This is a genomic window from Mycobacterium sp. PO1 (assembly GCF_017312405.1).
GTDB lineage: Bacteria > Actinomycetota > Actinomycetes > Mycobacteriales > Mycobacteriaceae > Mycobacterium.
Genome location: NZ_BLTG01000009.1, coordinates 81,033 through 105,943 on the forward strand (window position 1 = coordinate 81,033; position 24,911 = coordinate 105,943).

Consider the following 24,911-nt stretch of genomic DNA (forward strand, 5'->3'; position numbering starts at 1 on the left):
GGGAAATCGTGAGAAGACTTCGCACACTTTCAGTTGGCGTCATCATCGGGGTGGGGCTGGCTCTGACCGCATGCAGTTCGGGCTCGGACTCCTCGGGCAGCGGCGCCGGCAAGGTCGGGGTCATTCTTCCCGACACCAAATCGTCGGTGCGCTGGGAAAGCAAGGACCGTCCCGCCCTGGAGGCGGCGTTCCAGGACGCCGGGGTGGACTACACGATCCAGAATGCCGAGGGTTCGGCGGACACGATGGCCACCATCGCCGACGGGATGATCGCTGATGGGGTGACCGTCCTGGCCATCGTCAACCTCGATTCCGACAGTGGGGCATCGATTCAGCAGAAGGCCGCAACCCAGGGCGTGAAGACCATCGACTACGACCGCCTGACATTGGGTGGCTCCGCCGATGTCTACGTGTCGTTCGACAACACGAAGGTCGGGGAGCTGCAGGGTCAGGGTCTGGTGGACTGCCTCGGCGGCCGGCCGGCGAACGTGGTGTTCCTCAACGGTTCTCCGACCGACAACAACGCCACATTGTTCAGCGACGGCGCGCACTCGGTGATCGACGCGACTCCCACCGTCACCATCGTCGGTGAGCAGTCGGTGCCGGACTGGGACAACGACAAAGCGGTGACGATCTTCGAGCAGCTCTACACCGCGGCCGACGGTCGCGTCGACGGGGTGTATGCCGCCAACGACGGTCTCGCCGGTTCGGTCATCTCGATTCTCGAGAAGAACAAGCGCGCCGGCCAGGTACCGGTCACCGGCCAGGACGCGACGGTCGAGGGACTGCAGAACATCCTGGCCGGATCGCAGTGCATGACTGTCTACAAGTCCGCGACCGAGGAAGCCAATGCGCTCGCCGACGTGGCCATCGCGCTGGCCAACGGTGAGCAGCCGAACACGACGAGCACCTCACGTGACGACACCGGCGGCCGGGACGTTCCCTCGGTGCTGCTGACCCCGAAATCCATCACCAAGGACAACCTCAACGTGGTGTTCGACGACGGCGGGCAGTCCAAAGATGAGGTGTGTTCGGGCCAGTTCGCGTCGCTGTGCACCGAAGCAGGAGCCTGATCGCCGATGACCGCCGACGTGCAGCCGATCCTCGAACTATGCGGAGTGAACAAGAGTTTCGGTGTCGTTCACGTGCTCCACGACGTCGACTTCCAGGTGTATCCGGGACAGGTGACCGCCCTGGTCGGCGACAACGGGGCAGGCAAGTCGACCCTCGTCAAGACGATCGCGGGCATCTATCACATCGACAGCGGCAGATATCTCTTCGAGGGGCGCCCGGTGACCGTCCGCAGCCCCAACGACGTCTCGGCGCTGGGCGTCGAAGTCGTCTACCAGGATCTGGCACTCTGCGACAACCTCGACATCGTCGAAAACATGTTTCTCGGCCGAGAACTCACCAGCAGAGGTCTGCTCGACGAGGCGCGTATGGAGACAATGGCCCGGGATGCGCTGGCGTCGCTGTCGGTGCGCACCGTCAAGTCGGTCCGCCAGACGGTGTCGAGCTTGTCCGGCGGACAACGCCAGACCGTGGCGATCGCCAAGTCGGTGCTGTGGAACTCCAAGGTCGTCCTGCTCGACGAACCCACCGCGGCGCTGGGGGTGGCGCAAACCCGTCAGGTGATCGATCTGGTCCGCCGACTGGCCGATCAAGGACTGGGAGTGGTTCTGATCTCCCACAACATGTCCGACGTCTTTGCCGTGGCCGACCGGATATGTGCGCTCTACCTCGGACGGGTCGCCGCCGACGTCGAGGCTTCCGAGGTGAGTCACGCGCAGGTCGTGGAGCTGATAACCGCCGGCCGATCGGGTGATCTCGGGTTGGTATCGCTGACCGAACCGGTGTGAGCGCCGGCGCCGTGCACCACCGTGACGACACACATGAGGAACCCGTGATGACAACTTTCCGCTCCCGACCTGCTGTCAGCCTCGCCGACGCGGATTTCGCCGGCGACGTCGGCGAACAACAGACACTCCGTAGCGCGATGGTCGGGTACTGGAGGCGCGTGCGTGGCGGTGACATGGGTTCGCTGCCTGCGGTTCTCGGTCTCGTCGTGCTCTTCGTCGTCTTCGGACTCGCCAACGACCGCTTCCTGTCCGCGTTGAACCTGGCCAACCTGATCACCCAGGCCGGAGCCATCTGCGTGCTGGCCATGGGTCTGGTGTTCGTGCTGCTGCTCGGCGACATCGACCTGTCGGCCGGGGTGGCCGGCGGAGTCTCGGCCTGTGCCATGGCGCTGACCGTGGTGAACATGAGCTGGCCGTGGTGGGCCGCCATCCTCGTCGGCACGGCGTGCGGCGCATTGATCGGGCTGGCCATCGGCGTCCTGCGGGCCAGCCTCGGAATTCCCTCGTTCGTCGTGACATTGGCGTTCTTCCTCGGGCTGCAGGGCGTGACGCTCAAGCTGATCGGCGAGGGCGGCTCGGTCCGAGTGGACGATCCGGTGATCCGAGGTCTGACCATCGAGAACCTGTCCGTCCCTGTCGGCTGGGCGCTCGCGCTGGCAGTGGTGCTGGGATACGCGGGTGTGGAGGCCCTGCAGCTTCGGCGCAAGAAGGCGCTACGACTGTCGCACCCCCCGGGTGGGGTGGTCCTGGCGCGCATATCGGCGATAGCCGCAGTCGTTTTCGGTGTGACGGTCGTGCTCAATGTCAACCGCAGCGTCAACCCGAGCGTGGAGATCCGCGGCATTCCCTACGTGCTGCCGCTCGTTCTGGTCCTGCTCGTGGTCGCCACCGTCGTGCTCACCCGGACGTCCTACGGACGGCATATCTACGCCGTCGGCGGCAATGCCGAGGCGGCCCGTCGGGCGGGAATCTCGGTTGACCGGATACGGGTTTCGGTGTTCGTCGTCTGTTCGTCGCTGGCGGCGCTGAGCGGGATCATCGCCGCGTCCTATGCGGGCAAGGTGTCGGCGTCCTCAGGGGCGGGAAACACGCTGCTCTATGCCGTCGGCGCCGCGGTCATCGGCGGCACCAGCCTGTTCGGCGGCAGGGGCAGGGCCATCGACGCCGTGATCGGCGGCGTGGTGGTGGCCACCATCGCCAACGGCCTTGGCCTGCTCAACCAGTCGTCCTACATCAACTTCCTGGTCACCGGCGGTGTGCTGCTGCTCGCCGCCAGCGTGGACGCGATCTCCCGTCGTCGGCGCTCGTCGACCGGTGTGGGCTGACAGCTCCCGGATGCCGGCCTCCTCACACGCATTCCACGAGCGCAGCACTGGCGTCCCTGACGTCCCCCATGGTCGCGTGGACCCGGAGAACCGCCCCATCGTAGGTGGCGCAGACGATTCCGCACGTGCCATCGTCTACCCGATGCGTCAGCGCGGGAGAGCGCTTGAGCAGTGACAGACCGGTTTCGACCGCGTGCGCGGCCGCGACATGCGCATGGGATTCCACGGATGCGCCGCGACCCACCAGCGACATGAGCACTCCCTCGACCGCGGCGCGCATCGCACCGTCGGGCAGCTCCGCGTGATTCCAGGCCTTGACCGCAGCGCGAATCGCGGCGCAATCATCGTGTCCGAGCACCACGATCAGCGGCACCTCCGCGGTTTCGACGGCGAAGTCGACCCCGGCCAGCACGCTGGTGTCGACGGCCAGGCCCCACGAACTCAGGTCGACCAATGACCCTGCAGGCCGGCCGAAGATGCCGGGACCGCTCATCGTGGCGTCCGCGCAGCGCAGCACCGCGGCGACGGGTCGACCCATGTCGGTGTCGTTCGGGGCGTGCAGTCCGTCGGCTCCGGCGCGGAGGCGGTTCCAGATTTCTTGCGGATTGGACATGTGCGGTGTTCCTTTCGTGGTGGGTCAGCTGAAGTATTCGGGGCGACTGACATAGGTCTCGGTCACGAACATCACCCCGGATGACGCGTCGAGCAGCGGCCGGAGTCCGGCCAGGAGCGCGTCGGCCCTCTCCTGGGGAACGACGGTGATGATGAGTTCGAGGGTGGCCTGCTGGTTGAACAGCAGCCGGCCCTGGTGATAGCCGTGGTGGCCGAGGCCCGACACACCCGAGAGGCTGGTGAAGCCGGTGGCGCCGACGGAGCCGATGAGGTCGCGCACCGCCGGGGCATCTTTGCCGGCCACCACGACCTCGACTTTCGTCATCTTCGTCAGGGCGGTTGTCATCTCAGTGTTACCTCCGTCAGATCGTTTGCAGGACAGTTGTTGTCGAACCACGATCGCCAACTGGACCGAGTCCAGCGCTGCCATGGCTCGCTCGGATGGGCGCGGGCGGCCACGCTGACCCACCCGTTTCCGAAGAGTTGCTGCAGGATCGGGTTGCGGGCGATCACCGTGTCGATCAGGTCCAGCGGGGCTTGGATGACGGCCAGGAGCCGTTGCGGTTCGTGCACCAGCCGATCTCCGACGGCGACCGATTGCGCGGGCAGTCCGAGCTTCAGGTCACCGGTGTGACCGGCGATGACGCCGGAGCCGCCGACGACGTTGTGGATGGTCTTCGAGCCCGCGCCGAAGATGTCAGGTGCGACGGTGGAGAAGTAGTACTGCGAGTTGATCCAGTGGGCGACAACCAGCGGTGCGGTGAGAATCGTCTCCAATGCGGCGCCGTCCGGATCCACCGCCGCGTCGTAGGAGTGCAGGAATGTCCGTCGCTGCAGATCTATCCCGCGGGTGACCGTGCGCGGAGCGATGACCATGGCGGCGTTGCCGGCCAGGCCCCACTCGGGATACACCTGCGCCCAGTCCACCGAACGTCGTGCGACACCGCGGGCCGTACCCCGGCGCGCTGTCGTGCCGGGAAGTGCCACGGCCCGCTCGGCGGCGAGCGCGGCGCCGGCGCGGCGGAGGTCGGCGGTGAGGCGGGCGATGTCGGGTCGATGACCGGCGGGAACCAGGTGGGTGTCCAGAATCGTGACCACGTCGGTCGTGGTGTCGTGCAGCGCGGCCACGGCGACGGTGTGCGCCGGAATGTCGATCCCGCGCGCCCGCAACCCTTCTCGGACCTCAGCTCGGTTGAGGACCCGAGCGGCGGTTCGGGCGTTGGGTCCGCCTGCCTGGCCGCCGCAGGCGCCGCAGTCCAGAGAGGCCTGATAGGGGTTGTTCTCCGTGGTGCTGCCGTGGCCACACAGCACGATGAGTCGTCCGAACCCGCGGGTCAGTCCGATCGCGGTGAGCATCACCTCGGCGAACAGGATCTGTTCGTGCACCGGCATGGCGCTGACGTCGACGTGTGTCGGAGCCGGGGGCGTGACCAAACCGTGCAGACGACGGCGTACCCGGGCTGCTGCGGCGGGCATGAAGGTCTTCGCGGCGGCCAGCGGCCCGGCGATCCAGCCGGCGGCCTCGGCCAGCGCGTAGGGCGCGACCATCGCATCTTTGGCGGCGTGGAACGCCGACTCCGCGCCCGCCAGTTGCTGGTTGCCGCGGATGTGGCGGCACACCGCAGCCGACTCGGATTCCTCGGCGTTCTCGCTGATCTCGTGGGCCGGTGAGATCAACACCGGGCAGAGGTCAGCAGAGGCACCGCCGAGCAGGCCGGTGTACCTGATGGCGACCGCGAAGAAGCCGGCGAAGCCGTAGGTGTCGTAACCCTGTGACGTCTCCAGGTGCCTACGCAATCCTTCCGACCGGGTGTCGATGCAGGTGACCAGGTGGGTGTGCGCCGGCTCGGTCTCAATTGGCGGGTCGGTCGCCAGGTCTGCCAGGAGGCGGTCCCGGTAGGCGCCCTCGAAAGCGTTCTGCCAGATCATCTCCCGGGTGGTGACCGGCAACAGTGCCAGGATGCGGGCCGCGGCGGTCAGTTCGCTCTCGTCGCCCGGGGTGATGTTCCACAGATCCAGCAGGTGCGTGAGCCGATCTCGCGCGGTCGGGGGAGTGGGCCGCTCTGCGGGGGCAGCTGGTCCGGGGTACTCGTCGGACAACAGCGCGGCCTCGTACAGCAGGCGCATGGCCAGGTAGTCCACCAGGTCGATTCCCGCTGCCCGGTCCCCGCACCACTGCACGTGCGCGGCCCATCCCGGCAGCTTGGTCAGGTGTGCCTGCAGGTAGGTGATGCGGTTGTCGTCGTCGACACCGAGCGCGTCGAGCGCGGAGAGCACAGCGTCGTCGGCGCGCTCGGCGGTTGAGGTCAGGGCGATCCGCGCCGCGCGGGGTAGCGTGCGGTCCTTCGGTGCCAGCGTGCGCCATGCGCGGTAGAAGCCGTTGTCACGGCCCGGCATCGGCCAGGCGGCCGCACCGAAGAAGGCCGAACACCATTTCGCGACCTGCGTGTCGACCTGCTCTGCGACGCGAGGAGCGCTCTGCTCGGCGCGGGTGCGGTACCGGCGTAGCGGGTTCGGGTACTCGGCACCGTTGAGAAGGTCCGCGCGTAACAGCTCGGTGGCATCGACGCGGCGCCCGCCCAGCAGCACCGGCGGTTCGTCGACGAGGTTGGGGTGGCGGCGCACAAGCGCGTGGTCCAGGTCGGCGTCGGTGATCCGACCCTGGCGGTGCAGTGTGCGGAAAGTGCTCTCGGGCAGCGTCCCTCGTGCTCCGTACAGGTCGCCGGCACGGCGAATGGCCTGTTCGAACGGCATACCGAGCATGCCGCTGAGCGGGTTGACCGCGATGAAAGTCTCCAGCGGGTAGTGGGTGGGAAGCACCCGGGCAGCCAGCCGGACGTCGCTGCGTAGCTGTGCGCGGCGGGTCGCCGCGGTCGGTGCTGCTGTGACTGTGGTCATCGATGAGCTCCTGTCGTGGGGGTCGGCACATGTCCGGCGGCGAGGACTCGGGTGTAGATGGCGCCGTGCAGGCCGCCAGGTCGGTAGCGGAGCGTCGCAACCCCAGCCAGCAGCGTGACCGCGGCTGCGACGACGACCCAGGCGGTGGTGCTCGGCCCCGATGGAGCGGGCAGCGCGGGTTCGAGGAAGTGCCCCACCGCCCGGATCAGGCCGAGGTAGGCCACCGCGGCGGGCACCAGGAAGGACGCGGCGACGGCGGCACCACCGAGGCCGGGGCGTCGGTGCAGCCAGCCCCAGGTGGCGGCCACGCCGGTGACCCAGGCGAAGATCAGCAGGGCGTACTCGGCGCCGTGGTCGGCGGGTGCAGCCGGGATCACCGCGAGCGCGGTCAGAAGGGCGGCGGTGGGCAGTGCTACCGAGAGGGTCGCGGCGAGTGTTCGCTGTCGGCCGCTTGCCGCGATGTCGTGGGGAACTGCGGAGTTACGGCGCAGTCCCGCGATCGCCGAACCGGACGACAGGAACAGCGTGGCCTTGTAGAAGCCGTGTGCGACAAGATGGATGACCGCTGCTGCCCAGAGTCCCAGTCCGCAGGTGAGGATCATGAACCCCATCTGCGCCATCGTCGAATGTGCCAGTGCGCCTTTGACGTCGGGCTTGACCAGCATCACGGCGGCGCCGTAGAGCAACGTCGCGGTGCCCGCCACGATCGCGAGAGCGCCGGCCACAGCGGTGTCGTAGACCGGGTGCAGCCTCAGCAGCAGTAGCGCTCCGGCGTTGACGGCGCCTGCGTGGAGCAGTGCCGACACCGGCGTGGGTGCGGCCAGTGTGGCGGGCAGCCAGCGATGGAAGGGTATCTGAGCGGACCGGGAGAGCGCGGCGGTGACGATGAGGAAAGCCGCCACCGCGGGGAGGGTCCCGCCGGCGGACGCGTCGAGCGTGACCAGGCCGATGGCCGACCACAGCGCGACGTCACCGATGACGAAGGCGATGGCCGTTCGGCGGACCCCGTCGCGCGCGGCGGGCAGCTGCCAGTAGGTGGCCAGTAGTACGCAGAGCGCGATCCCGGCCCCGGTCCAGCCGACCCCGATCCCCACGGGTGCGGTGGCCGTCACCATCACCGCCGAGCTCGCCGTCAACAGCGATGCTCCCGCGGCGAACCATCCACCGCGGCGGTCGCCGGCCAGGTAGCGCACCGCGTACGTCTGGGCGACCGCGCTGACCCCGAAGATCAGCAGCAGCATGATCGCGGCGACCGGATCGACCTGCAGGCTGAAAACGCCCTTCCCGATGACAGTTTCGGTCCCGCTCAACAGGGCTGCCGCCAGACCCACACTGACGAGGAAGCCGATGCCGGCAACAGCTGCGCCAACTCGCACCAGCTGCTCGGGCCACCGCGCGCCGAGCAGCGCTGCGAGCAGTGCCGACATCAGTGGCGCCGATACCGTGGTGGCCAGGGCCGCCTGCGCGATTCCGCTTAACATACGAAGCACAGTACGTGTATTGTGTCTCGTGTGTCAATCTTCGCGAAAATAACAACGGATGAGCTCTCTGCTCTCCGGAGCGCAACCGCAGGTCAGGGGAAGTGATGACCGAACCTTTGGCGGTGCCGGTATGGGCGTGGGTCGCGGTCATGTCGGCCATCGTCGTGATGCTGGCCATCGACCTGTTCATGCATCGCGACAACCACGTCATCGAATTCCGCGAGGCGGCGGTGTGGTCGATCCTGTGGATCGGCGCAGGACTCGGTTTCGGAGCTGTGCTGTGGTGGACCTACGGGGGCGAGGTCGCAGGCACCTACTACGCCGGATATCTCATCGAGAAGGCGCTGTCGGTCGACAATGTGTTCGTCTTCGCCCTGATCTTCACCTATTTCGCCGTTCCCGACCGTTATCAGCACAAGGTGCTGTTCTGGGGCGTCATCGGTGCGCTGCTGTTCCGGTTGGTGTTCATCTTCGTCGGCGCCGAACTGCTCACTGCGTTCTTCTGGACCGCCTACCTGTTCGGTGGATTCCTGATCTACACCGCGTACAAGATGGCCTTCAAGCACGACGAGGATCTTCAGCCCGAGAAGAACCTCCTCGTGCGCCTGGTTCGTCGGGTGATTCCGGTCGACCCGAACTACCACGGTGACCGGCTGATCACGCGGATCGACGGGAAGCGGGTTGCGACGCTGCTGTTGGTGGTGCTCGTCGCCGTGGAAGCCACCGACTTGATCTTCGCGATCGACTCCGTCGCCGCGGTGCTGGCGATCACCACCAGCACCTTCCTGGTGTGGACGGCGAACGCGTTCGCCGTGCTGGGTCTGCGCAGTCTGTACTTCTGCCTGTCCGGGTTGATGCGCCGGTTCATCCATCTGCACTACGGCCTGGCGTTCCTGCTCGCCTTCGCCGGGGTGAAGCTGATCCTGTCGGAGACGCCGGTGGGCAAGCTACCCATACCGCTGACGCTGTCGGTCATCGTGGTGACGCTGGCGGTGTCGATCGGCTGGAGCCTGGTGGCGACCCGAAACCGAGACGCCGTCGACGATGAGAAAGGAGTTGCGTCCCGCGATTGATGAAACGTCTTTCGTGAACAGGGCAGTATCATGGCGCGGTGGCTGCGACGAAGCGAACGCGAACGACGACGACGCGGCGGCGCGCGCCGAGCACGGACCGCCCGGCTCGACGCGCTGCGGGCGCCGGGTCGGGCGGGCGTCTGCCGGAGGCCGGTGCCGAGCGGCCGCGCACCTGGACGTTTCTGACCAACCACGCCCATGTGCTGCTGTGTCTGGCCCAGGGGGAATCCCTGACCGCCCGGGAACTCAGTCAGCTGATCGGCATCACCGAGCGCGCCGTCCAGGCGATCGTGGCGGACCTCATCGCCGACGGTTACCTGGACAAGTCGAAAGAAGGCCGGCGCAACCGCTACACCGTCAACCCGTCGGGCCGGCTGCGGCACCCACTGGAGTCGGCGCACACCGTCGGAGAACTGATCGAAGCACTGACCTGACCCCGATTTCGGGCGGGCGGCTCATCCCAACCGGAAGCCGACCGGCTCAGGTGAGCCAGGCGCCGAGTCGGCGCAGCGCCTCCTCGATGTCAGAGGTCGGTCCGGCGAACGACAACCGCACGAACGCCCCGCCCCGCACGGTGTCGAAATCCACCCCCGGCGCGATCGCGACGCCGGTGTCGGCCAGCAGCTTCTCGCAGAAGGTCAGCGAGTCGGTGGTCAGGTGGGAGACGTCGGCATACACGTAGAACGCACCGTCGGTGGGGGCGAGTTTGTCCAGGCCGAGGGCGCGCAGGCCGTCGAGGAGCAGTCTGCGGTTGGCGCCGTAACCGTCGAGCAGCGCCTCGGCCTCGGCCACCGACTCCGGTGTGAACGCCGAGACGGCAGCCAACTGGGGGAGCACCGGTGGGCAGATGGTGAAGTTGCCGGTCAGACAGTCGACCGCGCGGCGCAGTTCCTGCGGTACCAGCAGCCAGCCCAGACGCCAGCCCGTCATCGCGAAATATTTCGAAAAACTGTTGACCACAACAGATTCCCGTGATGTCTGCCACGCGCAACTCGTCGCCGGTGCGCCGTCGTACACCAGGCCGTGGTAGACCTCGTCGCTGATCAGGCGCACCCCGTTCGAGTCACACCACGTTGCGATCGCGGCGAGCTCCTGCGGGGGAATGACCGTGCCGGTCGGATTGGCGGGACTGGCCACGATGACACCCGAGACCGGCGGATCGACGGCAGCCAACATCTCGACCGTCGGCTGGAACCGGGTCTCGGGACCACAGGGCAACTCGACGACGTCACATCCCAGGGCAGAGAGGATGTTGCGGTAACAGGGGTATCCGGGGCTGGCGATGGCCACCCGGTCACCGACATCGAAGCAAGCCAGGAACGCCAACAGGAAGCCACCCGAAGAACCGGTGGTGACGACGACATCGTCGGCGTCGACTGCAAGCCCGTGCCGAGCGCGGTAGGACTCGGCGATCGCTGCGCGCAGTTCGGGGATGCCCAGCGCCACCGAATAGCCGAGCTGGTTGCGGGTCAACGCCGCGACGGCGGCCTCGCGCACCGCCGATGGCGCGCCCGCGCTGGGCTGGCCGGCCGAAAGGTTGACCAGATCACCGTGGGTGCGCTGACGCTCGGCAGCAGCCAACCACACGTCCATGACGTAGAACGGCGGGATACCGGAGCGCAGAGCTGGGCCCCTGTTGCTCCTCGCGTCCGCAGAAGTCACGGTGTCCAGGCTAGAACACCTCGGATTCGAGACTGCGCAGCTGCTGTCTCGGGGGCCCGAGCAGCTGAGCGCTGCCGTGCGCGCGCTTGAAGTAGAGCTGGATGTCGCTTTCCCAGGTGATCGCGATGCCGCCGTGCATCTGTACCGCTTCGGCGGCCACCGCGGAGAAGGCCTCGCTGGCCGCCAGCCTGGCCAGTGCGGCCGACGTCGGTGACGGGTCGGCGACCGCCTCGGCGACCACAGCCCGCGCCGACTGCACCGCGACGTAGAGGTCGGCCATCCGGTGCTTGAGGGCCTGGAAGCTCCCGATCGGGCGACCGAACTGCACCCGGTCCTTGGTGTAGGCGACGGTGAGGTCCAGGCATCGCGTCGCGGCGCCGATCTGCTCGACGGCCAGCAGGATCGCAGCAGTGTCGGCCAGCCCGGGGTCGGCACCCACCGTCGCGGTGGCCTTGGCTTCCACCACAGCCAGCCGCCGCGTCGGGTCCATGGAAACCGATGGGGCCGCGGTGAACTCTGTCCACCGGGTCAACGTCTCACCGTCGGTCGCGATGACGACGTCGGCGACGTCGCCGTGGACCACGTAGCGGCGGCCGGTCTGCTCCTCGCGCAAGCGCTCGTCGGTGTTGGTCTGCTCCTCGCGCAAGCGCTCGTCGGTGTCAAACACCACCGCTCCGATCGCGGTCCCCTCGGCGAGAGCCCCCAGGGTCTCGCCGTCGGGGTCGTCGACCGACAGCAGCGCGAGCTCGGCGAGGGTGGTGCCCCACAGCGGGGTCGGCACCAGCGCCTTACCCAGCTCCTCGAAAACCACGGCGGCATCCGCCAGTTCGCCCCCCGCGCCACCCAGCTCTTCGGGAACCATCAGTGCCGCGGCGCCGACCTGTTCGCACAGCATCGTCCACAGCGCCTCGTCGTAACCGCGCTCGGAGACCATCGCCTCGCGAACGGCCTCGGGTGTGGCGTGCTTGTCCACGAGCGCAGCGACGGTGTCGCGCAGCAGTTCGCGTTCTTCGCTCATCTACAGGGCCTCCAGTACTCGCCGTCGATGCCAGGTCGGATCACCCCATGCGGGTCTCAACGCCTGTACCCGCAGCAACTGCAGCGACAGATCGTGTTCGGCGGTGAAACCGATCGCCCCGTGGGTCTGCAGGGCGGACCTGGCGGACAGCAGGGCGGCGTCGGCTGCGGCCACCTTGGCGGCGCTCACGTCGCGGGCGGTGTCGGGGGAGCGGTCGGCCAGGGACAGCGCTGCACCGTAAACCAGCGGGCGGGCCAGTTCGACGGCGATGAGCACGTCGGCCAGCTTGTGCTTGATGGCCTGGTAGGTGCCGATCACCGTGCCGAACTGGCTGCGCTGCTTGGCGTAGGCGACCGCGGCGTCGAGCATTCCCTGCGCGGCGCCGACCAACTGCGCGGCGGTGGCCAGCGCCCCGAACTCGAAGGCCAACGCCGTGTCGGCCGACCAACCGTCGCCGGTTGCCTCGACCGCGAAGATCTTTCGACTCGGATCCACCGACTCGTGTTCGGCGCCGGGACTCGCCTCGTGGACCTGTCCGTCACCAGCCAGCAGCACCAGGCCGGCGGTGGCGGCGTCCACGGCGCGCGGCACCCATGGCGGCTGCGCGACGGTGGCGATGAGCTCGCCGGACGCCAGGGCGCCGAGACGCTCGTCGTCGCCCAGCAGAATCGGTGCCACCGCAACGGATTCGACGACCGGGCCGGGCACACACCAGCGGCCCAGCCGCTCCATGGCCACCACCAGGTCGACCGGATGGGCGTCGATGCCGTCGAACCGCTCTGGGACCATCAGCGCGGTCACACCCAGGTCGGTCAGCTGGGCCCACACCTTGCGGGCGGGTGCGGTGTCGCCGTCGGCCCACGACCGCACTGCGGTCGGCAGGTCGGCGGCGCCGAGGGCCGCATCGATGCTGGCCGCGAAGTCGCGCTGCTGTTCGTCGATCTCAAAGTTCACGTCGATCTACTTTCGGGGCAGGCCCAGCAGCCGCTCGGCGATGATATTGCGCTGAATTTCGTTGGTACCGGCATAGATCGGGCCGCCGAGGGCGAACAGCAGGCCGTCAGAGACGGAATCGGCGATCTCGCCGTCAGCTCCGCGAAGGTCCAGCGCGGTCTGATGCAGCGCGACGTCGAGATCGGACCAGAACACCTTGGTGACCGAGGACTCCGCCCCCAGTTCCCCACCGTTGCTGACGCGGGTGACGGTGCCGAAGGTGTGCAGCCGGTAGGCCTGCGCTTTGATCCACGCATCCGCCACCCGATCGGTGAATGCCGGGTCCGGGTTCTGCTTCCACTGGGCCACCAGTCGCTCGGCCGGTGCCAGGAAGCGGGCCGGGCTGCGCAACGACATTCCGCGCTCGTTGCTGGACGTGCTCATGGCCGCGCGCCAGCCGTCGTTGGCCTCGCCGATCACGTCTTCGTCGGGGACGAAGACGTCGTCGAGGAAGATCTCACCGAACCCGGTGTCGCCGCCGAGCTGGGCGATCGGCCGGACCGTGACACCGTCGGCCTTCAGGTCGAACATCACGTAGGTGAGGCCCTTGTGGCGCTGCGCTTCGGGGTCGGAACGGAACAGGCCGAACGCCCGCTCGCCGAACACCGCGCGGGAGCTCCAGATCTTCTGGCCGTTGAGCAGCCACCCGCCGTCGGTCCTGGTGGCCGTCGAGCGCAGCGACGCCAGGTCGCTGCCGGATTCGGGTTCGGACCAGGCCTGAGCCCAGATCTCTTGACCACTGGCCATTTTCGGCAGGATTCGGTCGCGCTGTTCTTCGGTGCCGTGCGCGAACAGCGTCGGCGCCAGCATCGAGGTGCCGTTGGCGCTGGCCCGACCCGGTGCGCCGGCCCGGAAGTACTCCTCTTCGAAGACCACCCATTGCAGCAGCGTCGCGTCTCGGCCGCCGTAGCGTTCCGGCCAGGTGATGACCGACAGTCCCGCATCGAAGAGCACCTTGTCCCAACGCCGGTGCTGTTCGAAACCGTCGGCGGTGTCGTAGGACTTCGTCGGGAACGCGTCGGTGTTCGCGGTGAGGAACTGTCGCACCTCGGCGCGGAACTCGTCGGTGGCGTCGTCGAACGTGAGATCCACGTCAGGCCCTTTCGCTTCGCTGTCGGAGAAGGGGTTTGACGACCTTGCCGCCGGGGTTGCGGGGCAACGCGTCGATGAACTCCACCGAGCGGGGGGTTTTGAAATTGGCGAGGTGTTCGCGGGTGTGGTCGATCACCGACTGCTCGGTCAGGTCGGCTCCGGGCAGCACGACGACGAAGGCCTTGCCGACCTCGCCGAGCCGGTCGTCGGGCACGCCGATCACCGCGGCCTCGGCGACACCGTCGAGCCGGGCCAGCACCTGTTCGACCTCGGCGGGATAGACGTTGAACCCGCCGCAGATGTACATGTCCTTCAGCCGGTCGGTGATCCTCAGGTTGCCCGCGTCGTCGAGTTCCCCGACATCGCCGGTGTGCAACCAACCGTGCGAATCGATCGCCGCGGCGGTGGCATCGGGATCGTCGAGATAGCCCAGCATCACGTTGGGTCCGCGGAGCAGCACTTCCCCCTGGTCGCCGATGCGCAGCTCGAAGTCGGCGATCGGGCGACCCGAGGTGGTCGCGACGGTCACGGCGTCGTCGTCCGCGCGGCACATCGTGCCGAACCCGCTGGCCTCGGTCAGTCCGTATGCGGTGAGCACGATGTCGATGTCGAGCTCGTTCTGCATCCGCTCGATCAGCACGACCGGGATGGTGGCCGCACCCGTGACGGCGAACCGCAGCGAGGACAGGTCGTAATCCCCGCGTTTGGGGTGGTCGAGCAGCGTCTGATAGATCGTCGGAGGCCCGGGCAGGACGGTGATCCGGTGCTGCTGCACCGCCTGCATGGCTGCCTGGGGGTCGAACGTCAACTCCGGAAACAGCGTGGCGCCGGTCTGCAGACAGGCCAGGATTCCGGCCTTGTAGCCGAAGTTGTGGAAGAACGGGTTGATGCACAGGTATCGGTCGGCCTCTGACAGCTGACCGCAGGCCGCCCAGGCCGCCGACGCATCGAGCGACTGGCGGTGCGCACAGAGCACGCCCTTACTGCGCCCGGTGGTACCGGAGGTGAACAGGATGTCGGACACATCGTCGGGGCCTACTGCCGCGGAACGGGCGTCGACCTCGGTCAGCTCGACGTTGGCGGCCCGGGCCACGAACTCCTCCCATGTCCCGTCGTCGGAGTCCACCGGGATTCGCACGATGTGCCGCAGCGCCGGCAGTTGCGCGCGGTCCACGCTGGCGGCCTTGTCGGTGCCCAGGAACTCGCCGGAGGCGAAGAGCAGCGGAGCGCCGGTTCGCGCCAGGATGTCGGTGGCTTCGCTGGCGGTGTAGCGGGTGTTCAACGGGACCAGCACCGCACCGGCGCAATGGGTGGCCAGGCATGCCACCACCCAGTGCCAGGTGTTCGGCGACCAGACCGCCACGCGGTCGCCGGGCTGGACACCCAGGTCGATCATCGCCGCGGCGGCCTGCCGGACGTGGCTGCGCAGCACGGCGAACGTCAGCGTCTGCGCCGGTGTCACCACTGCGTCGTGGTCGGGCAGCTCGCGGGCGATCCGGTCGAGAACCGCGGGAGTGGTTCTCGGAGAGGTCGTCATCGATACTCCTCTGGGGATCGGGTACCCGAGCAAGTGCTTGGTAGGTTAGCCTACAAGGGTGATAGAGGTCCAGGAGTTCCGGTCGGAGGTCCGCGACTGGCTCGCCGAGAATCTGGTGGGTGACTACGCCGCGCTCAAGGGGCTGGGCGGGCCGGGTCGCGAGCACGAGGCATTCGAGGAACGGCTGGCGTGGAACCGGCATCTGGCCGCTGCGGGGTTGACCTGTCTCGGCTGGCCGACCGAGCACGGCGGCCGCGGACTGTCGGTCGCCCACCGCGTGGCGTTCTACGAGGAATACGCCAAGGCCAACGCCCCCGACAAGGTCAACCACCTCGGCGAGGAGCTCGTCGGTCCCACGCTCATCGCCTACGGCACCCCCGAGCAGCAGCAGCGGTTCCTGCCGAAGATCCTCGACGTCACCGAGCTCTGGTCACAGGGCTATTCCGAGCCCGGCGCGGGCAGTGACCTCGCCAACGTCGCAACCACCGCCGTACTCGACGGCGACCAGTGGCGCATCAACGGCCAGAAGGTCTGGACCTCGTTGGCGCACTGGGCGCAATGGTGTTTCGTGGTGGCGCGCAGCGAGAAGGGCTCCAAGCGGCACGCCGGTCTGTCGTATCTGCTGGTCCCGCTGGATCAACCGGGCGTGGAGATCCGCCCGATCATCCAGCTGACCGGAGACTCGGAGTTCAACGAAGTCTTCTTCACCGACGCCCGCACCGACGCCGACCTCGTCGTCGGTGAGCCCGGTGACGGATGGCGGGTGGCGATGGGCACGCTCACCTTCGAACGCGGTGTCTCCACGCTGGGGCAGCAGATCCGTTACGCCCGTGAACATTCCAACCTCGTCGAGGTGGCCAGGAAGACGGGCGCGGCCGACGACCCGCTGATCCGGGAACGGCTGACCCGGTCGTGGGCCGGGTTGCGTGCGATGCGCTCGTATGCGCTGGCGACGATGGACGAGGAACAGCCGGGCCAAGATTCGGTGTCGAAATTGTTGTGGGCCAACTGGCACCGCGAGCTCGGCGAGATCGCGATGGACGTCCAGGGCATGGCCGGCCTGACCCTGCCGGACGGCGAGTTCGACGAATGGCAGCGGCTGTACCTGTTCTCGCGATCGGACACCATCTACGGCGGATCCAACGAAATCCAACGCAACATCATCGCCGAGCGCGTGCTCGGCCTGCCCCGGGAGGCTCGACCGTGACCGACCTGTCCATCGCGCCCGAGGAGATCCCCGGCCACGGTCTGCTCACCGGCAAGGTCGTGCTGGTGACCGCGGCGGCAGGCACCGGCATCGGGTCGACGACGGCCCGTCGCGCACTGGCCGAGGGGGCCGACGTCGTGGTCTCCGACTACCACGAACGCCGGCTCGGCGAGACCCGCGACGGGCTCGCCGCGCTGGGGCTGGGCAAGGTCGACGCCGTCGTCTGCGACGTCACCTCCACCGAGGCCGTCGACGCGCTGATCAACCAGACGGTCGAGAAGGCCGGCCGGTTGGACGTGCTGGTGAACAATGCCGGTCTGGGCGGCCAGACCCCGGTGGTCGACATGAGCGACGACGAGTGGGACCGGGTTCTCAACGTCACGCTCACCTCGGTCATGCGGGCCACCCGCGCTGCGCTGCGCTATTTCCGCGACGCACCCCACGGCGGCGTGATCGTCAACAACGCCAGCGTGCTGGGTTGGCGGGCACAGCATTCGCAATCCCACTATGCGGCGGCCAAGGCGGGGGTCATGGCGCTGACCCGGTGTGCGGCTGTCGAGGCGGTCGAGTTCGGGGTGCGGATCAACGCGGTGTCGCCCAGCATCGCCCGGCACAAGTTCCTGGAGAAGACCAGCAGCTCCGAGCTGCTGGACCAGCTCGCCCAGGGTGAGGCGTTCGGCCGGGCCGCCGAGCCGTGGGAGGTGGCGGCCACCATCGCGTTCTTGGCCAGCGACTACTCCAGTTACCTGACCGGCGAGGTGATCTCGGTCTCGAGCCAGCACCCATGACCGCGCAGCGCCCCGCGGCTCCGGCGAACACCCGACGTGACGAGCTCCTGCGTCTCGCCGCGGCGATGTTCGCCGAACGGGGCCTGCGGGCGACGACGGTGCGTGACATCGCCGACTCGGCCGGCATTCTGTCCGGCAGTCTGTATCACCACTTCTCCTCGAAGGAGGAGATGGTCGACGAGGTGCTGCGCGGCTTCCTGGACTGGCTGTTCGACCGATACCAGCAGATCGTGGCTACCGAACCGAACCCGCTGGAGCGGCTCAAGGGACTGTTCATGGCGTCGTTCGAGGCGATCGCCACCCGTCATGCCGAGGTGGTGATCTACCAGGACGAGGCCAAACGGCTGTCGTCACAACCGCGGTTTGCCTATGTGGAGGAACGCAACAGGCAACAACGCAAGATGTGGGTCGACGTGCTGACCGAGGGCATCGAACAGGGGTTGTTCCGTCCCGACGTCGACGTCGACCTGGTGTACCGGTTCATCCGGGACACCACCTGGGTTTCGGTCCGCTGGTATCAGCCCGGGGGCCCGTTGACCGCCGAACAGGTTGGTCAGCAATATCTTTCGATCGTTCTCGGTGGTATCACCACGACACAAGGAGACTGAACAATGGCTGTCACATCTCAGGCGTACGTCATCGATGCCGCGCGCACGGCGATCGGCAAGCGCAACGGATCCCTGGCCGGGGTGCACCCCGTCGACCTCGGAGCCGCCGGCTGGCGGGGATTGTTCGACCGCGTCGACGTCGATCCGGCCGCCGTCGACGACGTCATCGCGGGCTGTGTCGACGCCATCGGCCCGCAGGCCGGCAACATCGCGCGGCTGTCCTGGCTCGCGGCCGGGTACCCGGAGGAGGTGCCCGGGGTGACCGTCGACCGGCAGTGCGGATCCAGCCAGCAGGCCATCTCGTTCGGCGCGCAGGCGATCATGTCGGGCACCGCGGACCTCATCGTCGCCGGCGGCATGCAGAACATGAGCCAGATCCCGATCAGCTCGGCCATGACCGTTGCCGAGCAGTTCGGTTTCACCTCCCCGACAAACGAATCCAAGAGTTGGCTGCACCGCTACGGCGACCAGGAGATCTCCCAGTTCCGCGGCGCGGAGATGATCGCCGAGAAGTGGGACATCTCCCGCGAGGAGATGGAGCAGTTCGCGCTGACCAGCCACCAGCGCGCCCAGGCCGCCATCCGGGCCGGGTACTTCGAGAACGAGATCATCCCGGTCGACGGCTTCGTTACCGACGAAGGCCCGCGGGAGACGTCGCTGGAGAAGATGGCCGGCCTGAAGACGCTGGTCGACGGCGGCCGGCTCACCGCCGCGATGGCCAGCCAGATCTCCGACGGCGCCAGCGCCGTGTTGTTGGCGTCCGAACAGGCCGTCAAGGACCACGGCCTGACGCCCCGTGCCCGCATCCACCACATCAGTGCGCGCGGCGCCGACCCGGTTTTCATGCTCACCGGCCCGATCCCGGCCACCCGCTATGCGCTGGACAAGGCCGGCCTGACCATCGACGACATCGACACCGTCGAGATCAACGAGGCGTTCGCTCCCGTCGTGCAGGCGTGGATCAAGGAGACCAAGGCCGACCCGGAGAAGGTTAACCCCAGCGGCGGGGCGATCGCGCTCGGACACCCGTTGGGTGCCACCGGCGCCAAGCTGTTCGCGACGATGCTGAACAACCTGGAGCGCATCGGTGGCCGCTACGGCCTGCAGACGATGTGCGAGGGCGGCGGCACCGCCAACGTCACGATCATCGAAAGGCTCTGAGCCCGAACCTCAGTGGTCGTGCAGGATGACGCCGCGGATGTTGCGTCCGTCCCGCATGTCCTGATATCCCTCGTTGACCTCGGCCAGTTTGTACTCGTGGGTGACGGTTTCGTCGAGTAGCAGCTTGCCCTCGCGGTAGAGCGACAGCAACCGCGGGATGTCGGCGCGGGGGTTGGCCTCCCCGTAGAGGCTGCCCAGCAGCCGCTTCTGGAACAGCGTGAACATCATCATGCCCAGTGTCGGCTGATTGTCCGCCATGGTGGACAGCGCTGTCATCACCACCGCGCCGCCCTTGCGGATGATGTTCGCGGCCTCCTCGAGCATCGAGCCTTCCAGCAGGCCGACGGTCAGGATGGCAGAGTCGGCCATGACCCCGTGGGTCAGGTCGGCGACCAGCGCGGTGGCCTCCTCCATCGATGTGACGAAGTGGGTGGCGCCGAAGCGGAACGCCAACTCCCGCTTGGCCTCCACCGGTTCGACGACGACGATCTTCTCGGCTCCGGCCAGCCGGGCCCCCTGGATCGCGCCGCTGCCGATGCCGCCCAACCCGATGATCACCACGGTGTCGCCGGGGGACACGTCGGCGGTGTTGACCGCCGAACCCCACCCTGTGGTGACTCCGCAGCCCAGCAGGCAGGCGCGTGACAGCGGGATGTCGTCGTCGATCTTGACGATCGACGCTTCGGGGACGGAACCCATCTGCGAGAACGTCCCCACGAACGCCATCGCTCCCACGTTCTGGCCGCGTGCCCGGCGCCGGTAGGTACCGTCGACCTGGGTGCCCGCCATGATCAGGGCACCCAGATCGCACAGGTTCTGGTGACCGGTGGAGCAGAACCGGCAGCGGCCGCAGGCCGGCAGGAAGGATGCGACGACGTGATCGCCGGGTGCCAGGCCGACGACACCGGCGCCGACCTCGCGCACGATCCCGGCCCCTTCGTGTCCACCGATCAGCGGCAGCGGGGCGGGCAGATCACCGGTGCGGATGTGTTCGTCGGAGTGGCACAGGCCGGTGGCCTCCCAGGACACCAGGACCTCGCCGTCACCGGGCGGATCGAGGTCGATTTCTTCGACGGTCCACTCGGACCCGTACTCCCACAGGATGGCGGCGTTGGTCTTCATGGTTCGGCAGTCTAAGAAGACGCGGGTCCGCTGCGGGCGGGTTTACCCCGACTGGACTCGCCGCAGCGCGGATCAAGCGATGAAGCCGGACGCCTTCTGGAGATGCTCGACAGCCTCGGCCACGATCGCGGGGACCAACTCGGCGCACGAGGGCAGGTCGTCGAGCATGCCCGCCACCTGCCCGGACGCCAGCACCCCGGCATCGGTGTTGCCCTCGACCAGGCCGGCCTTGAGCAGCATCGGCGTGTTCGCCGCCATGATCACCTGCGACCAGCTCAGGTCTTTTCCGTGGCGCATCTCCATGCCGTCACTGATCATCGAACGCCACGACATCTTCGACATCTTCTTGAACTTCTGGGCATTGAGCACCGCCGCCGACAGGCCTCGCAGCGGCGAGCCGCTCTCGAGCTTCTCGACCAACCCGGTACGCAACACCCGGTGGGGCATGCCGTCGACCTTGGTCGAGACCACTGTCCCGTCGAGTGCGGACGCGAGATACCGCTGCTTGACCGAGTCGGGGACGGTCGAGTCCGACGTCAACAGGAAGCGGGTGCCCATGGCGACGCCCGCGGCCCCGTAGGACAACGCGGCGGCGAGTCCCCGGCCGTCGAAGAAGCCGCCCGCAGCGACCACCGGCATACCGGTGTCGGCCACCGCGTCGAGGACCGACGGCAGCAGCAACGTCGTGGCGATCGGTCCGGTGTGGCCGCCGCCTTCGCCGCCCTGCACGATGACGGCGTCTGCGCCCCAGCCGGCGACCTTCTTGGCGTGCTTGGCCAGCCCGACCGACGGGATGACGACGACGCCGGCATCCTTGAGCTTGGCGATGAGGTCCGGCTTGGGAGCCAGGGCGAAGGAGGCGACTTTGACTCCTTCGCTGATCAGGAGGTCGACGCGGTCGTTCGCGTCGCCGGCGTCGGCACGGATGTTGATGCCGAACGGTTTGTCGGTCGCGGCCTTGACCTTGCCGACAGCGGTTTTCAGTTCGTCGAGGGTCATGGTCGCCGACGCCAAGATCCCCAGGCCGCCGGCGTTGGACGTCGCTGACACCAGCCGAGCACCGGCCACCCATCCCATGCCGGTCTGCACGACCGGATGTTCGATGCCGACCAGTTCGGTCAGCGGGGTCTTCAGCCGCGACGTCACGCTGGATCTCCGTTTCTCGCGCAAGCCCTCATGACCGAACCTCTTTGTCGCGCAGCGACTTGGGGTCGATGACCTCGCGCAGCAGTTTCTGCTCGTCACCCGTGGGAAGCCGGGTGGTGTCGGCGGTGTCGAGCCCGTGCACGTCGAAGGAGGTGTTCTCGGCGACCTGTTCGGCCGTCACCCCGGGATGCAGCGACACCGCACGCATCTGGTGGTCCGGGCCGTTGAAGTCGAACACGCCCAGGTTGGTCACCACCCGGTAGACGTTGACGAAGCGGTAGGCCGGGTTGTCGGGATCGACCTTGTCCCAGCCTATTCCGGACACGATATCGACGGAGTCACCGAAAACCCGCTTGGAGTGATTACCCACCCAGTAGCTGGTGGCGTGGTTGATCGAGTTGCCGGGTGCGCCCCGGACCCCGAACATCTGGCGGGTCGGATGTTGCAGCGGTCCGAAGGCCGACAGGTTCTGGTTGCCGTAACGGTCGATCTGGTTGGCGCCCATCACCACATGGCGGCGGCCCCAGGCCAGTGTCTCGAACACCCGCCCGAAGGGCATCCAGCCCTCGATCGCCGCGGACGCTCCGATGGCGGGGGTGTCCGCGATGAGCCGCGCCTCGCCGTCGGTCAGCAGGATGTCGGGGGAGAAGGTCAGCCGGGCCAGCCGCGCGCCGACCGACACGATGGTGGTCATCGGGCTGACCATGATCTCGCCGGCGTCACGGAACAATTCGGCACAGGCGACAGCGCACACCTCGGCGCGGGTTGCGGACATCACTTCTGTGCCTCCTTCTGCTCCTCGGCGAAAGCGCGAACAGCCGCCTGGTAGTCGGCCTCGCTGCCCGACAGGAACCTCTGCACGAACGCCGACCAACTCTCGTCGCTGCCGGCGGCTTCGGCGTAGTGGCGCTGGAACTTCTCGTCACGGCGGTAGTCGGGTTCGGCGGTGGTGAAGTGGGCGCCGCCCCGCGCCTCGACGACCGTGTCGACCATCATCCGGTTGATCAGCAGCGCCTGCGGCGGAACCGATTCGACCAGTTCCTCGGTGCTGACCACGTTCTCCACCGACAGCAGGCGACGCTGCGCCGACATCAAGAACAGATCGTCGAAGTACGGATCGATGCCGGTGTAGGCCGCGTTGCCGGCCGAATCGCCGAGGTTCATGTGCACGAAAGCGGCATCGAGGTTCAGCGCCGGCATCGCGATGAGTTCCTCGTAGTCGGAACCGGTCTGGTAAGGCGAGCGGACCGTCTTGAGTTCATCTCCCCAGAAGGTCCGCACGTCGCTGCCGAGACCGGCCCGGATCGGCAGGAACGGGAGTCGTTGGGCGGCGGCCTGCAGCCCGCAGCGCAGCATGCCCTCGTCCATCTCGCGGGCTTCGATCGTGCCGGACGTGCGCGCCTTGGCGAACCACGGATCGTAGAACGGCGGCGAATCCAGCGACACGAAGCCGTAGTACGCGCGTTTGACCTTGCCTGCCGAGCACAGCAGGCCGAGGTCGGGGCCGCCGTAGGTGACCACGGTCAGGTCGGTCACGTCGGTGCGCAGCAGTGCCCGCACGAATGCCATCGGCTTGCGCCGTGAACCCCATCCGCCGATGCCGATGGTCATGCCGCTCTCGATGGAGGCGACGGCCTCGTCGATCGTGGTTCTCTTGTCGCTCATATTTTCCCCAGTCGTCCCCTGCGCTGCGCGCGTGGCCCCATCGCTCCTACCCGCCGAATCACGCCTTCTCCCTCTTCGACGTCCCCGCGAACGCGTCGCGGTGCTCGTCTGCGACGCCGGCGAGGTTCAGCTCGAACGTGAAGCCCTGCTCCATCCGGTAGCTCGAGTTGACCCGCTGCACGTCGATGAAGTTCAGCGCCTCCTTGGCGGCCCGGATCACCCGGGTGTCCTTGGCGGCGATGTCCCTCGCGACGCGCAGCGCCGCCTCGTCGAGATCGGCACGTGGCACGACCTCGTGCACCGAACCGTGATGCCGCAGCGTTTCCGCGTCCACGGTCGCGGCGGTGAAGAACAGCCGGCGCATCATGTGCTGGGGAACCAGGCGGGACAGATGGGTGGCCGCGCCGAGCGCACCGCGCTCGACCTCGGGCAACCCGAACTTCGCGTCGTCCGAGGCGACGATCACGTCGGCGTTGCCGACCAGGCCGATGCCGCCGCCGACGCAGAAGCCGTTGACGGCCGCGACGACCGGCACCGCACATTCGTACACCGCCCGGAACGCCTCGTAGCAGCCGCGGTTGGCGTCGATCAGCGCGGTGAAACCCTCGGTGTTCTGCATCTCCTTGATGTCGACGCCGGCGTTGAAACCGCGCCCCTCGGCGCGCAGCACGACGACATGGGTGCTGAGGTCGCGTCCGGCCGCAGTGATCGTGTCGGCGAGTTCGAACCAGCCGCGCGACGGGATGGCGTTCACGGGCTGGTAGTCGACGGTCACCGAGACGATGCCCGGCTCCACGGTTTTCGTGGCGATGCTCATCGCTGAACTCCTGGGTCTGCTGGGGTGGCTACCTAAGCAAGCACTTGCTTGGTACGCTAGCACAGTGACTGACGCCGTCGACAGTGCTGTCAAGCTGGGCCTGGAAGGCCGCGTCGTGCTGGTGACGGGGGGTGTGCGCGGCGTCGGTGCCGGCATCAGCGCGGTCTTCGCCGGCCAGGGCGCGACGGTCGTGACCTGCGCACGGCGCCCCGTCGAGGGGTCGCCGTGGGACTTCCATTCATGCGACATCCGCGACGACGACGCCGTCAAGACGCTCATCGACACGATCGTCGCCGATCACGGCCGCCTCGACGTCGTGGTCAACAACGCCGGCGGCTCACCGCACGTACCCGCTGCCGAGGCATCGGCCAAGTTCAGCCGCAAGATCCTCGAGCTGAACCTGCTTGGTGCCCTGTCGGTGTCGACCCACGCCAACGAGGTCATGCAGGGCCAGGAGTCGGGCGGCGCGATCGTCAACATCGGCAGCGTCAGCGGCCGGCGTCCCACCCCGGGCACGGTGGCCTACGGTGCGGCCAAGGCCGGCATGGAGAACATCACCGCAACGCTGGCCGTCGAGTGGGCGCCCAAGGTCCGCGTCAACAGTGTCGTCGTTGGCATGGTCGAGACCGAACAGGCCGACCTGTTCTACGGTGACGCCGACTCCATCGCGGCGATCTCGCAGAACGTTCCGTTGGGCAGGCTCGCCAAACCGGCCGACATCGGCTGGGCCACGGCGTTTCTGGCGTCCGACGCGGCGTCGTACATCAGTGGTGCGTCGCTCGAGGTGCACGGCGGGGGCGAGCCGCCGCACTATCTGTCGACCACCACCGCCGACATCAAAAAGTAG

General features: G+C 67.7%; 24 protein-coding genes. 10 read left to right on the forward strand and 14 right to left on the reverse strand.

The features are described 5' to 3' along the window. The first annotated feature begins 8 nt into the window (after nt 1–8). From J3476_RS03530 to J3476_RS03540, 3 genes are read left to right on the forward strand one after another with little or no spacing between them, the layout of a single operon-like run. The gene (locus tag J3476_RS03530; protein ID WP_207065160.1) at nt 9–1,073 is read left to right on the forward strand and encodes a sugar ABC transporter substrate-binding protein; all 1,065 of its coding nucleotides are present in this window, start codon (nt 9–11) and stop codon (nt 1,071–1,073) included. A gap of 6 nt (nt 1,074–1,079) precedes the next feature. After that, nucleotides 1,080–1,859: an ATP-binding cassette domain-containing protein gene (locus J3476_RS03535; RefSeq protein WP_207065161.1), complete on the forward strand. Its 780-nt coding sequence runs from the start codon at nt 1,080–1,082 to the stop codon at nt 1,857–1,859. Between the two features lie 47 nt (nt 1,860–1,906). Beyond that, entirely contained in the window at nt 1,907–3,184 is a 1,278-nt protein-coding gene (locus J3476_RS03540; RefSeq protein WP_207065162.1) for a sugar ABC transporter permease, read from the forward strand. 22 nt (nt 3,185–3,206) lie between these two features. Here J3476_RS03540 and J3476_RS03545 read toward each other — a convergent pair whose 3' ends face one another. Genes J3476_RS03545 through J3476_RS03560 form a run of 4 tightly spaced genes read right to left on the reverse strand, consistent with a single transcriptional unit; the run spans nt 3,207 to nt 8,175 of the window. After that, nucleotides 3,207–3,797 carry a carbonic anhydrase gene (locus J3476_RS03545; RefSeq protein ID WP_207065163.1) on the reverse strand — a complete coding sequence of 197 codons (591 nt, stop codon included), beginning with the start codon at nt 3,795–3,797 and terminating at the stop codon, nt 3,207–3,209. A 24-nt stretch (nt 3,798–3,821) separates the two neighbouring features. Next, entirely contained in the window at nt 3,822–4,142 is a 321-nt protein-coding gene (locus tag J3476_RS03550; protein ID WP_207065164.1) for a P-II family nitrogen regulator, read from the reverse strand. After that, the gene (locus J3476_RS03555) at nt 4,139–6,694 is read right to left on the reverse strand and encodes a DUF2309 domain-containing protein (RefSeq protein ID WP_207065165.1); all 2,556 of its coding nucleotides are present in this window, start codon (nt 6,692–6,694) and stop codon (nt 4,139–4,141) included. Before J3476_RS03555 ends, J3476_RS03550 begins: the two co-directional genes overlap by 4 nt. Continuing rightward, a complete protein-coding gene (locus J3476_RS03560) occupies nt 6,691–8,175 on the reverse strand; it encodes a proton-conducting transporter membrane subunit (RefSeq protein ID WP_207065166.1) in 1,485 nt (494 codons plus the stop codon). Before J3476_RS03560 ends, J3476_RS03555 begins: the two co-directional genes overlap by 4 nt. A gap of 104 nt (nt 8,176–8,279) precedes the next feature. Between J3476_RS03560 and J3476_RS03565 the strand changes: the two genes are divergently transcribed. Continuing rightward, nucleotides 8,280–9,248 carry a TerC family protein gene (locus J3476_RS03565; RefSeq protein ID WP_207065167.1) on the forward strand — a complete coding sequence of 323 codons (969 nt, stop codon included), beginning with the start codon at nt 8,280–8,282 and terminating at the stop codon, nt 9,246–9,248. Between the two features lie 140 nt (nt 9,249–9,388). Beyond that, on the forward strand, nt 9,389–9,682 hold the full coding sequence (locus tag J3476_RS03570; RefSeq protein ID WP_152519908.1) for a winged helix-turn-helix domain-containing protein: 294 nt from the start codon (nt 9,389–9,391) through the stop codon (nt 9,680–9,682). Between the two features lie 46 nt (nt 9,683–9,728). Here J3476_RS03570 and J3476_RS03575 read toward each other — a convergent pair whose 3' ends face one another. The 5 genes from J3476_RS03575 to fadD3 all read right to left on the reverse strand — a co-directional run bounded on the left by J3476_RS03575 (nt 9,729) and on the right by fadD3 (nt 15,550). After that, nucleotides 9,729–10,841 (reverse strand): pyridoxal phosphate-dependent aminotransferase, encoded by a 1,113-nt coding sequence (locus J3476_RS03575; RefSeq protein ID WP_207065234.1) that lies wholly within the window; start codon nt 10,839–10,841, stop codon nt 9,729–9,731. A gap of 79 nt (nt 10,842–10,920) precedes the next feature. Next, entirely contained in the window at nt 10,921–11,928 is a 1,008-nt protein-coding gene (locus J3476_RS03580) for an acyl-CoA dehydrogenase family protein (RefSeq protein WP_207065168.1), read from the reverse strand. Then, nucleotides 11,929–12,882, reverse strand: coding sequence for an acyl-CoA dehydrogenase family protein (locus J3476_RS03585; protein ID WP_207065169.1), 954 nt, complete (start codon nt 12,880–12,882; stop codon nt 11,929–11,931). Nucleotides 12,883–12,888: 6 nt separating this feature from the next. Then, nucleotides 12,889–14,013 carry an acyl-CoA dehydrogenase family protein gene (locus tag J3476_RS03590; protein WP_207065170.1) on the reverse strand — a complete coding sequence of 375 codons (1,125 nt, stop codon included), beginning with the start codon at nt 14,011–14,013 and terminating at the stop codon, nt 12,889–12,891. 1 nt (nt 14,014) lies between these two features. After that, nucleotides 14,015–15,550, reverse strand: coding sequence for a FadD3 family acyl-CoA ligase (gene fadD3, locus J3476_RS03595; protein WP_207065171.1), 1,536 nt, complete (start codon nt 15,548–15,550; stop codon nt 14,015–14,017). A 58-nt stretch (nt 15,551–15,608) separates the two neighbouring features. Here fadD3 and ipdE1 point away from each other — a divergent pair, with 58 nt between their 5' ends. From ipdE1 to fadA6, 4 genes are read left to right on the forward strand one after another with little or no spacing between them, the layout of a single operon-like run. Next, a complete protein-coding gene (gene ipdE1 / locus J3476_RS03600) occupies nt 15,609–16,757 on the forward strand; it encodes an acyl-CoA dehydrogenase IpdE1 (RefSeq protein WP_207065172.1) in 1,149 nt (382 codons plus the stop codon). Further along, nucleotides 16,754–17,545, forward strand: coding sequence for a (5R,7aS)-5-hydroxy-7a-methyl-1-oxo-2,3,5,6,7,7a-hexahydro-1H-indene-carboxyl-CoA reductase (ipdF, locus tag J3476_RS03605; RefSeq protein WP_207065173.1), 792 nt, complete (start codon nt 16,754–16,756; stop codon nt 17,543–17,545). Before ipdE1 ends, ipdF begins: the two co-directional genes overlap by 4 nt. Beyond that, entirely contained in the window at nt 17,542–18,153 is a 612-nt protein-coding gene (gene kstR2, locus J3476_RS03610) for a TetR family transcriptional regulator KstR2 (RefSeq protein WP_152518870.1), read from the forward strand. Before ipdF ends, kstR2 begins: the two co-directional genes overlap by 4 nt. A 3-nt stretch (nt 18,154–18,156) precedes the next feature. Beyond that, complete coding sequence (fadA6, locus tag J3476_RS03615) at nt 18,157–19,314, forward strand: steroid 3-ketoacyl-CoA thiolase FadA6 (protein ID WP_207065174.1); 1,158 nt, start codon at nt 18,157–18,159, stop codon at nt 19,312–19,314. A 9-nt stretch (nt 19,315–19,323) separates the two neighbouring features. Here fadA6 and J3476_RS03620 read toward each other — a convergent pair whose 3' ends face one another. From J3476_RS03620 to echA20, 5 genes are all read right to left on the reverse strand, one after another. Beyond that, nucleotides 19,324–20,436 carry an NDMA-dependent alcohol dehydrogenase gene (locus J3476_RS03620; RefSeq protein WP_207065175.1) on the reverse strand — a complete coding sequence of 371 codons (1,113 nt, stop codon included), beginning with the start codon at nt 20,434–20,436 and terminating at the stop codon, nt 19,324–19,326. A gap of 72 nt (nt 20,437–20,508) precedes the next feature. Next, on the reverse strand, nt 20,509–21,582 hold the full coding sequence (gene ipdC / locus J3476_RS03625) for a (3aS,4S,5R,7aS)-5-hydroxy-7a-methyl-1-oxo-octahydro-1H-indene-4-carboxyl-CoA dehydrogenase (RefSeq protein WP_207065176.1): 1,074 nt from the start codon (nt 21,580–21,582) through the stop codon (nt 20,509–20,511). Between the two features lie 28 nt (nt 21,583–21,610). Beyond that, nucleotides 21,611–22,357, reverse strand: coding sequence for a cholesterol ring-cleaving hydrolase subunit IpdB (gene ipdB / locus J3476_RS03630; protein WP_173012116.1), 747 nt, complete (start codon nt 22,355–22,357; stop codon nt 21,611–21,613). Beyond that, the gene (gene ipdA, locus J3476_RS03635; protein ID WP_207065177.1) at nt 22,357–23,247 is read right to left on the reverse strand and encodes a cholesterol ring-cleaving hydrolase subunit IpdA; all 891 of its coding nucleotides are present in this window, start codon (nt 23,245–23,247) and stop codon (nt 22,357–22,359) included. Before ipdA ends, ipdB begins: the two co-directional genes overlap by 1 nt. Before the next feature lie 58 nt (nt 23,248–23,305). Next, the gene (echA20, locus tag J3476_RS03640) at nt 23,306–24,064 is read right to left on the reverse strand and encodes a (7aS)-7a-methyl-1,5-dioxo-2,3,5,6,7,7a-hexahydro-1H-indene-carboxyl-CoA hydrolase (RefSeq protein WP_207065178.1); all 759 of its coding nucleotides are present in this window, start codon (nt 24,062–24,064) and stop codon (nt 23,306–23,308) included. A gap of 64 nt (nt 24,065–24,128) precedes the next feature. On the opposite strand from echA20, the gene J3476_RS03645 reads away from it, so the two are divergent. Next, nucleotides 24,129–24,911: an SDR family oxidoreductase gene (locus tag J3476_RS03645; RefSeq protein ID WP_207065179.1), complete on the forward strand. Its 783-nt coding sequence runs from the start codon at nt 24,129–24,131 to the stop codon at nt 24,909–24,911.